This window comes from Marinovum sp. 2_MG-2023, from assembly GCF_030548265.1.
Taxonomy (GTDB): Bacteria; Pseudomonadota; Alphaproteobacteria; order Rhodobacterales; family Rhodobacteraceae; genus Marinovum.
Genome location: NZ_JAUOSD010000004.1, coordinates 108247 through 119543 on the forward strand (window position 1 = coordinate 108247; position 11297 = coordinate 119543).

Annotated in this window: 10 protein-coding genes; 5 read left to right on the forward strand and 5 right to left on the reverse strand. The window is 60.3% G+C overall.

Translation table 11 applies throughout. The annotated features are described in order from the left end of the window. Positions 1–19: 19 nt before the first annotated feature. The gene (locus Q4577_RS06730) at positions 20–529 is read right to left on the reverse strand and encodes a DUF721 domain-containing protein (protein ID WP_303468940.1); all 510 of its coding nucleotides are present in this window, start codon (positions 527–529) and stop codon (positions 20–22) included. 64 nt (positions 530–593) lie between these two features. On the opposite strand from Q4577_RS06730, the gene mutY reads away from it, so the two are divergent. Beyond that, positions 594–1709, forward strand: coding sequence for an A/G-specific adenine glycosylase (gene mutY, locus Q4577_RS06735; protein ID WP_303468942.1), 1116 nt, complete (start codon positions 594–596; stop codon positions 1707–1709). A 30-nt stretch (positions 1710–1739) separates the two neighbouring features. Then, positions 1740–2870, forward strand: coding sequence for an alkane 1-monooxygenase (locus Q4577_RS06740; RefSeq protein ID WP_303468944.1), 1131 nt, complete (start codon positions 1740–1742; stop codon positions 2868–2870). On the opposite strand, the gene queG is transcribed toward Q4577_RS06740, so the two are convergent. Further along, complete coding sequence (gene queG / locus Q4577_RS06745) at positions 2867–3898, reverse strand: tRNA epoxyqueuosine(34) reductase QueG (protein ID WP_244684196.1); 1032 nt, start codon at positions 3896–3898, stop codon at positions 2867–2869. The two genes, Q4577_RS06740 and queG, sit on opposite strands and share 4 nt — an antisense overlap. Positions 3899–3976: 78 nt before the next feature. Beyond that, positions 3977–4642 (reverse strand): glutathione S-transferase family protein, encoded by a 666-nt coding sequence (locus Q4577_RS06750; protein WP_244684194.1) that lies wholly within the window; start codon positions 4640–4642, stop codon positions 3977–3979. A gap of 157 nt (positions 4643–4799) precedes the next feature. On the opposite strand from Q4577_RS06750, the gene Q4577_RS06755 reads away from it, so the two are divergent. Beyond that, entirely contained in the window at positions 4800–5759 is a 960-nt protein-coding gene (locus tag Q4577_RS06755; protein ID WP_244684192.1) for a LysR substrate-binding domain-containing protein, read from the forward strand. Between the two features lie 20 nt (positions 5760–5779). Here Q4577_RS06755 and Q4577_RS06760 read toward each other — a convergent pair whose 3' ends face one another. Then, positions 5780–7897 carry a peroxidase family protein gene (locus tag Q4577_RS06760; RefSeq protein WP_303468946.1) on the reverse strand — a complete coding sequence of 706 codons (2118 nt, stop codon included), beginning with the start codon at positions 7895–7897 and terminating at the stop codon, positions 5780–5782. 96 nt (positions 7898–7993) lie between these two features. Here Q4577_RS06760 and Q4577_RS06765 point away from each other — a divergent pair, with 96 nt between their 5' ends. Then, on the forward strand, positions 7994–9379 hold the full coding sequence (locus Q4577_RS06765) for a hypothetical protein (RefSeq protein ID WP_303468947.1): 1386 nt from the start codon (positions 7994–7996) through the stop codon (positions 9377–9379). An 8-nt stretch (positions 9380–9387) separates the two neighbouring features. Next, positions 9388–10389 (forward strand): hypothetical protein, encoded by a 1002-nt coding sequence (locus Q4577_RS06770; RefSeq protein WP_303468948.1) that lies wholly within the window; start codon positions 9388–9390, stop codon positions 10387–10389. Between the two features lie 27 nt (positions 10390–10416). On the opposite strand, the gene mtgA is transcribed toward Q4577_RS06770, so the two are convergent. After that, positions 10417–11139: a monofunctional biosynthetic peptidoglycan transglycosylase gene (gene mtgA, locus Q4577_RS06775; protein ID WP_244684177.1), complete on the reverse strand. Its 723-nt coding sequence runs from the start codon at positions 11137–11139 to the stop codon at positions 10417–10419. Positions 11140–11297: the final 158 nt, after the last annotated feature.

Consider the following 11297-nt stretch of genomic DNA (forward strand, 5'->3'; position numbering starts at 1 on the left):
TTGTTCCTTTTGGGATCGGTCATGTCTTGGCCTTGGATAGAACGTTCCGCGCCAAAGCTTCAAGCGCCCCCTTGAGGTCCGCATCCATCACTTCTTCGGCATAATGGCGTGCGGCGGCGGTCACCTTGGGGTCGGGCTGCGGATCTTTTTTGGGGGCAGTGCCATAGGTGAACTGGGCCTGACCTTCGGCAAAACCGGTGGGGGCGGTCTGGGTGATGCGGATGCGGGAAATGGCATTGTAGCCATAGACCGCATTCACCTTCTGACGCAGCTGTTCCTTCTGCATCTCCAGCAATGGGGCGTTGGCCCCGGTGGTCAGAACGGTCAGCGTCGCGCCAAGCCCACCCCGCCCAAAGGACACATTGACCGGACGGGCGATGGCGGCAATGTCTTCGCCTGCCACCTCGGGCCAATGGGTCAACAGGCGGGTCTGGGCGAATCCCCTGCTTTCGCTGGCCCGCTGAATCCGCTGGTTCAACAGACTGGAGGTACGGGCAAATCCGTAAGTTGACGTTCTTCGTGGCGGCACGATTGACACTCCTTCGCTCACGCTATTCTAGTGTCCCCTGCGCCCGGTGCCAGCAAAACCCGACATGAACGGACCTACACTCTTGCGTGAGCCTTCCATCCTGACCGCCGAACTTCTGATTTGGTATGACCGTCATGCCCGAATCATGCCTTGGCGGGTTGGCCCGCATGAACGCGCACAGGGTATTCTGCCGGATCCCTATCGCATTTGGCTGTCCGAGGTGATGTTGCAGCAAACCACCGTCGCGGCGGTGCGCGACTACTTCCTGCGCTTCACCACCCGGTGGCCCACGGTAAGCGATCTGGCCGCCGCCGAAGACGGCGATGTCATGGCGGAATGGGCCGGGCTGGGGTATTATGCCCGCGCCCGCAATCTTTTGAAATGTGCACGGGCCGTGGTGGCCGATCATGGCGGGATCTTTCCCGCCGATCATGATCAATTGCTGGCACTGCCAGGCATTGGCCCCTACACCGCCGCCGCCCTGTCCGCGATTGCCTTTGACCTGCCGGAAACCGTGGTCGACGGCAATGTCGAACGGGTGATCGCCCGGCTGCATGACGTGCACACCCCCCTGCCCGCCGCCAAAACGGAATTGACCGACCTTGCCCGCAGATTGACCCCCACGAAACGCCCCGGCGACTATGCCCAGGCGATCATGGATCTTGGTGCAACGCTGTGCACCCCCCGCAATCCGGCCTGCGGCATCTGCCCCTGGCGGCCCGATTGCGCCGCACGTCTGGCCGGCACCGCCACGGATCTGCCAAAGAAGACCCCGCGCAAACCGAAGCCCATTCGCCAGGGCATTGCCTATATCGCCCGCCGCGTCGATGGCGCGATCCTGCTGGAACGCCGCCCCGACAAGGGGCTTTTGGGCGGCATGCTGGGCTGGCCCGGGTCGGATTGGGTCGACAGTAGCGAAGCCACCCCGGACCCAAATCCGCCAATCCGCGCCGAATGGAAAACCTGTGACGGCGAAGCCCGCCATACCTTTACCCATTTTCACCTGCGCCTGACGGTCAAAACCGCGCTTGTGCCGATGGAACGCCACCCCACGCGCGGTACGTTCCTGACGGACGCGGAATTTGACCTCTCGGATCTTCCCACCGTCATGCGCAAGGCGTTTGATCTGACGCAAGGACCGAAGGCCAAAAAACGCCCTAAACCTGCCGCGAAACCCTGATAAGCTGCCGCAAACAGGCCGGATCAAAGCATGTCAAACCAAGACTTCAGCCAATTGCAAAGCGCCCTGCCATTCTGGGTGTCGTTTCTATTGTTCCCGCTGGCCTGGATTGGCGCGATTTTCGGCGGCTGGACTGTGGTGCTCTTGCCGCTGTGCGCCTGGTATCTCTTTATGGCACTGGACGCCCTGACCGGCCTGAACCTCGACAATCCCGATCCCAACACCCCGGAAACCACACTGACATGGTACAAACGCCTGACATCGCTTTGGGTGCCGGTGCAGGCGGTGACCCTGTTTGCCCTGATCTGGTACGTGCCGCGCGCCGATCATCTGGGGACTTTGGAAAGCGTCGTGTTGTTCTTTGGCGTGGGCGTGCTGACCGGCACCATCGGCATCAACTATGCGCATGAATTGATGCACCAACGCAATCGGCTGGAACGTTGGTTGGGCGACATCCTGCTGTCGATGGTGCTTTATTCGCATTTCCGCTCAGAGCATCTGCTGGTGCATCACACCTATGTCGGCACGCCGCGCGACCCGGTGACGGCCCGCTATAACGAGAATTTTCACCGCTTCTTTCCCCGGGTGCTACAGCAATCCCTGCGCTCGGCCTTTGCTGCCGAAGCCGCGTTGCAAACCCGCAGAAACCGCCCCTGGCATCACAGATCCAACCCGTTCTGGCGGTACTGGGCCTTGCAGGCGGCGATGCTGGTCCTTGCCACCCTTCTGGGCGGCTGGGTCGGGCTTGGCCTGTTCTTGATCCAGGCGTTTACGGCCATCTGGCAACTAGAGCTGGTCAATTACGTCGAACACTATGGCCTGACCCGGAAACACCTGGGCGATGGCAAATACGAACACGTCAAACCCCGCCACAGCTGGAACGCCGCCCACAAGGCCTCGAACTGGCTGCTCATCAACTTGCAACGCCATTCCGACCACCATTACAAACCGGACCGGCGCTTTCCCCTGTTGCAAACCTATGGCCCGGACGAGGCCCCGCAACTGCCTTATGGCTATTCCGTGATGACCATCGCGGCCCTGATCCCGCCGGTCTGGCGCCGTGTGATGAACCCGCGCGTGCGGGCATGGCGACGGACGTTCTATCCCGAAATCACCGATTGGACGGCCTATAACCGCGCCGAAAACCCGATGCCGCGCTAATCCGGCAGTTGCCCGACCGCCCAGCGCGCCGCATCGGCCACTGTCGCATCCTCGTCTTCGCACAGCGCCTGCACCACGGGGCGCAACCGCGCCTGACCGGAATTGCCAATCGCATAGGCCACATTACGCACAAATCGCCCACGCCCGATGCGTTTGACCGGCGAACCGGAAAAGAACGCCCGGAACTCAGGGTCGTTCAAACCGGCCAGCTCCGCCAGTTCCGGTGCCAGCAATTCCGCCCGGGCGTGGTATTTCACCTCTGCGGAGCGCGCCGCAAATTTGTTCCACGGACAGACCGCAAGACAATCATCACAGCCGTAAATCCGATTGCCCAGCTTGGGGCGCAGATCAAGATCCACCGGCCCTTTGTGTTCAATCGTCAAATAGGAAATGCAGCGCCGGGCATCCAATTGATACGGCGCCGGAAAGGCTTCTGTCGGACAGATATCCAGACATTTCCGGCATGACCCACAGTGGTCGACCTCTGCCGTATCCACCGGCAAGTCCAACGTGGTAAACACCGCCCCCAAAAAGAACCACGATCCCATCTCGCGACTGACCAGATTGGTGTGCTTGCCCTGCCAACCCAGGCCCGCCGCCTGCCCCAGAGGTTTCTCCGGCACAGGCGCGGTATCCACAAACACCTTCAATTCACAGCCGGTCTCGGCCACCATCCAGCGCGCCAACCGCTTCAGACGTTTCTTCAATACGTCATGATAATCCCGGTTCTGGGCATACACCGAAATCGCCGCGCGCTCTTGTTGTGCCAATATCGCCAGCGGATCATGATCAGGGCCGTAATTCTCGGCCAGCATGATCACCGAACGGGCCTCTGGCCACAATGCGCTTGGATCCCCCCGCCAATGGGTCCGCTCCGCCAGCCAGCCCATTTGGCCGTGATAGCCTGCATCCAGAAACCCTGCCAACCGCTCCGCCACCTGCGGCACCGCTTCGGGGCGACAAATGCGCGCCGCGGAAAACCCGATTTCCCGCGCCTCACGCATCAGTTCCTGTTTCAGCGCATCCATAGCTTCTTCTGTTCAAAAATATCCCGGGGGAGTCGCCAGCGGCGACGGGGGCAGCGCCCCCTGTGCCTCACCTGAGGATCAGAAATCCAGATCATTGTAATGGCGCGGCGGCGGGAATCCCGGCACCTGATCCGCCAGAATGCGGCGGAACGCCGGACGCGATTTGATCTTGGCGTACCAATCCTTGACCACCGCGCTGCGGTTCCAATCAACATCCGAAATATAGTCCAGCGACGACAAATGCGCTGCCGCCGCGAAATCGGCCAGTGTCATCACATCCCCCGCCAACCAACGGCGGTGATCCAGCAACCAGGCCATGTAATCCAGATGGTATTTGATCGCCTTGGACCCGGCTTTGACATTCTTGCTGTCGGGAAACCCCGCGCCCATGATTTTTTTGTTCACCCGCTCATAGAGCAGCTTGGCCGTGACCTCGTTGTGGAACTTGTCGTCAAACCAACTGACGATGCGGCGCACTTCATAACGCGCATCGGTGGATTTCGGCATCAGCGACGGCTCGGGGTATTTCTCTTCCAGCCATTCACAGATCGCGGCGCTTTCCGCCATGGTCTTGCCTTCGATCTTCAGCACCGGCACCTTGGCCGCCGGATTGCGGCGCAGAAAATCGGGATCCTGTTCCCAATAGCGCTCTTCGACCAATTCGCATTCGATCTTTTTCTCTGCCAGGCTCAGGCGGACCTTGCGACAAAAGGGCGAAAGAGGAACATGATACAGTTTGGCCATTGCGGGAGGCGTCCAGAAAAAGGTGATTGCCCGTCTGTTTGCCTGCAAACCGGGGCCAGTTCAACAGCAGACAGATACACAATACGCGGCGAGCCGCCGAAATTCACGGTGAACGCGAACCGTTCCATCCCCGCCGCCGCCGCGCTAATGTCGCGCAATGCGTGATATCAATCTCAAGGCCACAGAATATTTCGAAGCGGTGGCGCGTCTGGGCACGGTGACCCGTGCGGCGGCGGAACTGGGGGTGTCCCCCTCTGCCGTGTCGCAACAGATTCGCACCCTGGAGGGGCAATTCGGCGTCAAATTGTTCCGCCGGGAAAAGCGACGGTTGGTGCTGACGCTGGATGGCGACCGGCTGTTTCAGACCACCACCCAGGCCTTTGGCGCATTGCGCAATGCCACCGCCGCCATTGGCCGCCAACGCCATCTGCGCAGTCTGACACTGCGGGTCAGCCCGTCGTTTGGTGTGCGGTTTCTTGGCCCGCGCATTGCCACCTTTGCCGCCGACAATCCCGATTGGAACATTCGCATCGACGCCACGCCGGAAATCTCGGCGTTTGAGGCCGAGCCGTTTGATTTCGACCTGCGTTATGGTCATGGCGATTGGCCCGGCCTGTCGGTGGAACCGATCATGAATGATCTGGTGATGCCGGTTTGCAGCCCGGAATATCTGGCGCATCTGCAATCCCTTGCCGACACCCCGGCCGAGCAGCTGGCCCAGGCGCGGTTGATTGACAGTGTGAAATCGCAATGCCGCTGGGATGTCTGGTTGGCGGCAACCCGGATAGAGCTGTCGGACCTCACCTATCCTTTCCGGTTTGACCGGTCGTCGATGGTGATCGAAATGGCCAAACGCGGCGGCGGCGTCGCGCTGGACAATGCCGCACTTTATGTCGACGATCTGAAACGCGGTGATCTTGTGCCGCTGTCCGTGGACTTTCCCGCGCTGGAAACACCAACCTATTGGCTGGTCTGTCCGCCGCGCCACCTTAGCCGCCGGATCGTCAAGCGGTTTGCGGAATGGCTGGGCCACGAGGCCGCAACCCATGACAGCGAGGTGCGCGCGGTGCTGGCCACGCTCGGCTGTACCATCCGACCGGCGACGCGGGCCGAATAGATACCGGATAGATACCGGCCTTATTCCACCTGCCAGCCCGGTTGGGTCATCGCAACAAAACCCAGCGTTTCCGGCTCCGCCACATTGCGCGCCACCACATCGCGCAGGCTGGTGCAGCTGACAATCTGTTGCCAGCCATAGCGGGTGAAGCTTGGATGCTCCATGTCTTCGTCCTGATCAAACCCGGCGGGCGGTTTGAACACATGCTCTGACAACAACGGATTCGGCAGCGCCTGGGAAAACGCATCCAGCGCGACAAAGGACAGGATGGTGCGGGGCAAAGGCGAATTTGCCACCCGGTCTTCGCAGAAGATACCAACAAAGAAATCCACTTTGTCGACCTCGCCGTAAAGGTCCGCCAACATGCGCGCCACCTCTGGATCGGAACTGATTTCGTCGAAGCCCGCCACGCGGTCCCGTCCCATATAGACGCGATAGTCGTTATAGGAGGCCAATTCACAAATCCGCCCCTGCCGGATCGACTCCTTTTCCACATCCAACAGGTGATCTGTGGTGTTGCGCGGCCCCAGTTCCGCCGCGGTCTGGGCGCTTATGTCCTCAAACCCGCGTTTCAACCCGACCGCCAACAGCGGCAGATTGTTCATGAAATACCCCGGCCCCACCTCAAGCGTGCTTTCGCCCCAGGTGATGCGATCGGGGATCAGCGCGTGCCAGCGATAGAGCAGGCTGAACTCCGTGGTGATCCAGTTCGGTTTGTTCCATGGCGCATTCCACGCCACCGCCGGATCGGCCTTTAACGACACCGCAAAGGGCGCGATGTGGTTGATATAATCTTCGACCACGATTTTGATGAATTGCACCACAATGATATTGCGTGCGGTTTCAAACACTTGGCTGTCATCCCACGCGGGGTTGCGGCGGCCCAATTCCCGCGCCAGCCGATTATGTTCGCGCAGCCAAAGCGTATTCATCATCGACACCTGAGGCACGGAATTGACCCGATCGCCCCCTACCGCAAACAGGGCATCGCGCACCATCACCGCGCCGCCCGCGATCTGTGGGTCCGGGTTGGCACAGGCCTTTACAATCTGGTCCAGCCCCAGCGGCGGGTCCAACACGGCGAAATCCGCATCCAATGCGCCATCTCGAAACAGAAACGGCGGATATTCCTCGCCGTTGATCAGTTGCGACCGCAACATGCCACGTGCCTCCGGCCCCGGATCAGGCACACGCAGGGCACGGGTCTGGGCGGATGTGCGGCCATAAAGCGGGCACATGTCGATTTCGTGGTTCGATGTGTTCTTCTTGCGCCGCTCCGGGTCCAAATCACCCGTCACCGGGTCTTTTTCCGGCATGGTACGCAGGAAACCATCGGTCAGATATTGCGCAAATGTGGGGAACAGACAGGTGGATTTCGGGCACATCCGCTGGGTTCCATCCGGTCTGCGAAACAGCTCCTTCACCCCTTCGGGGTCCGGCAGGGTCGTTTGATCTATCTCTGACACCCCCAAATGCCGTCCCGCCCAAACCCGGTCCGTCAAACTGCTCCAGGAGGTATAGGGCGCCATCGTCGAAAACGGATGGGGACGGCTGCGCGCCTGGGTGACAATACGATTGATCAGCAACTTGTTGACCCAGGAATGCAGCGGCGGCACCCCCTCGATCAACCGGCCAATGACCGGTTTCTGCAACAGCCCCAACAGCCATGCATCCAGCCGCCCGACAATCTGGCGTTTCAACCAATGCGACGTGGTCATGCCGGGATAAAACGGCAGGAACACCGCCGAAAACACGATATGCGGCAGGACGTGATGCTGCCAGATATCCTCCAGCACAAAGATGAACCAATAGCCGACAAAGAAGTTCAGCGCAGTGAACACCCACCAGCCGATCTTCAACTCGCGCCACATCAACACAATGCCGAACACCCCGCCCATGAACACCGGGCCTAGCACCCAGCGTTCCCAATAGGCCGGCACCCGGCAAATATCGCCCAGCAATGGCACGCCGGGAAACAACGAAATCCATTCACTGGGATAACCAAACAGGTTCAAAAGCCCGCGATAAAACATCATCGCGCCCACCAGAATGCAGGTCAGTTGCAAAAGAGGGCGGCGCCATCTGGCCCAGTTCCAGCCGGAAAACGGCCCCTTCATCGCGTCATCGACAATGGTCATCGCTCTGTCCAAGGTCTGAAATTTCTCGATTTATGGGGGGCAGTGTGTCACACTCATGCGTGTTGTGTCCAACAATATTCCCGATAGAGTTGTAGCATGAAGAAACTGATATTTCTGGCCTTCTTCGCCCTGCTCGCGGCCGCGCTGTTCCTTGAGTTCAAGAGGCTGACGGTGAAACCCTGGCCTGCACCCTATTTCGCGGACGAGGCCGAGCATTTCAAATATGGCTCTGTCGGGGCCGAAGTTGACGGGTTTCCCTATGCCATCTGGCGGGAACTGCCGACGATATTCGCCGATGATCTTCCAAATGGATTTGCCGAATTCGGGTTTCTCACCGAACCGGGGCATGAGCTGCCGATTGGCGTATCTGTGCGCCGGATCGGGGTGCCACGGGTCGGATTCAATTGCGGAACCTGCCATGTCTCGACCTATCAGTTGAATGGCGCGGCTCATCTGGTGTTGGGCGCGCCGGCCAATGCGCTGAATCTTCAGGCCTATATCGAATTCCTGACCACGGCCGCCAGCGATGCCCGATTGACCGCTGATGCGGTGATCGCCGCGGCCGAGGCCAACGGCCGGCCCCCCGGCTTTCTCGACAAGATCGTTTTGCGGTTTGTGGTGTTCCCGCGATTGGAGGATCAGATCACCAGCCTGAAAGATGGTCTTGCCTGGCTTGCCACCCGCCCCGAACATGGACCCGGGCGCACCGATGCCGGCAATTTCTGGCGTCAACGCTGGGGGTTGGAACCCGCCGGCGATACCCGTGTCGGCACGGTGGATTTCCCGTCTGTCTGGAACCAGCGTATTCGGCTGGACGGTTGGTTTCACTGGGACGGCAACAACGCCTCGCTCGACGAACGCAATATTTCCGCCGCGATGGCCGGTGGTGCTTCGGATTGGCTGTTGGAAAAACATGCGATTGAGCGGGTGTCCAATTGGCTGATGGATTTCCCGCCGCCGCCGTTTCCGGTGGCCTTTGACCCGGATCTGGCCGCTGAAGGGCGCGAAATTTACCAGCGCGCAGCCTGTGATACCTGTCACGATCCCGGCGCGGTCCGCATGGGCCAGGTCACATCCTCAGAGGTGCTGGGCACCGACCGCCAGCGCACCGATCTGTTTGACGCCACGATGGTGCGCTACTTTGGTACTGTCGGCGACAAATACTCCTGGAAATTCAACAATTATCGCGTGACGGACGGCTATGCCAACATGCCGTTGGATGGCATCTGGATGCGCGCGCCCTATTTGCACAACGGATCTGTGCCGACATTGGCCGATCTTCTGTCGCCCCCCGCGGATCGCCCGGCGGAATTCTTTCGCGGTTGTACCCATTTCGATCCCGAGCGTGTCGGGTTTGCCTGTACTGATGGTTTTGCGTTTGACACCACCCTGATTGGCAATGGCAACGGCGGGCATCTTTATGGCACCGATCTGGACGCGGATGAGAAATCTGCGCTTCTGGAGTATCTCAAATCGCTCTGAGGCGCAGCATGCTGGCACAAGAGGTCATTCCCAAGAGGGAACCGCAGGTCATTGCGGGGCTGATCCGCGACAATTTGAAGACCGTTTGGCTGGAGGGCAAGACCGCCAAGCGCGGCCAGCATGGCAAACATCATGGATTGGTCGAAGGGCGCTTGCGGGTGCGGGGTGACCTGCCGGATGGTTTTGCGGTTGGGGTGTTTCAACCGGGGCAAACCTATCGCTGTCTGGTGCGGTTTTCCAACGGCGGGCAGACCGACGATCGCCGCCGCGACGTACGCGGCATGGCGATCAAACTGCTGGATGTGCCGGGACAGAAGCTGTTGCCGGGGCGGGGTCCGGTGACAGAACAGGATTTCATCCTTGTTGATCACCCCACCTATTTCACCGCCACAATGGCGGAATATGTCGCCTTCAACCGCTATTTCACGCCCATGCAGGACCTGCGCGGCAATGGGATCACTGTGGGCCGGATCCTGGCGGCGGGTTGGGGGCTGGCGATGCTCTGGCTGTTTCATCGCAAAACCCTGCGCGCCGCGCGTGAATTTGCCGGTCGTCAGGTCGGCGCGCTGGTGTCACTGACCTATCACAGCACCACGGCCTTTCTCTGTGGGGACGGTCGCGCCGTGAAATACAAGGTCATCGGCCACGGCCCGCCAACCGCCACCGTGGACAGTGAAGATGGTTTGCGCCAAGACCTCTGGCGGGTTTTGGCAGAGGGTCCGGCGCAATTCGATTTCGGGGTCGTGGTGCAGGCGGACGCGGAGGCACATCCAATCGAAGACCCAACCGTCGACTGGGGCACCAATGGTGCGGATTTCATCAAACTGGCGGACTTGACCCTATTCCGGCAAAGCAACGCACCGGATCGGGACAAAAGCGCCGAAACCATGCGTTTCAATCCCTGGATGTCCCTGCCTGCGCACTGCCCGCTGGGGTTCATCAACCGCGCCCGGCGGGAAATCTATCGCGCCATGTCCGATCTCAGACGGCACAAATCCGGGCGGCCCTGATCCCTTAAGCCGTTCCAGAGCGCAGGACTACTGAAAACAATCCGCCCGGCCGTCCCGGTCAATTGTTGCCGCCCCGTCGCGGATGGATGCCGACCTGCGCCGCACCGCCCCCGATGGATTGCTGGCCGAACGCCCCTTGGGGTTGGGCAGAATCGCCGCCAGCCGCGCCGCCTGAACCGCGCTGAGATTGCCGGGTGAGACACCGAAATAATGCCGCGCGGCGGCCTCGACCCCAAACACGCCTTCATCAAATTCCGCGACGTTCAAATAGACTTCCAAAATGCGCCGTTTGGACCAAACCGTCTCGACCATTGGCGTGATCAGAGCCTCCAGCGCCTTGCGGGTCCAATTGCGGCCATGCCAGAGATAGACGTTTTTCACCACCTGCTGGCTGATCGTCGAAGCGCCACGGCTGCCGCCGGCATTCAGCGCCGCGCGGATCGCCACCATATCAAAACCCCAGTGATTGCAGAAATTGGCGTCTTCCGCCGCCACCGCCGACCGGCCCATGACCGGTGCGATATTGTCCATCCGCACCCAGACATGATCAATCTGGCCCAATCGCGCCTGTTCCTGGCGCATGTACATCGTGGCAGGCGGGTTAAAGATCGAAAACACCACAATCAGAAAGGCAACGATCAGAAACGCAAGACTGACAAGCCGCAACACCCAGCGCCGGATGAAACGTCCGGGCCGAAATGCGATGCGGGGTTTGGGTGCGGGTTTCCGCGATTTTGCCTTGCGTGCCATGGCCGCACCCTAGCCGCTGTCGTGGGCCAAGGAAATCGCCTCGGACCCGCAAAATCATCGCTTCGTGACCTTTGCGCATCGTGTTTGGCAAATGTCATGCCACCACGCGCGCGCCCGAAAAAGCGCCGCAATCGCGGGGCAAGATCCGGCCACGGCGC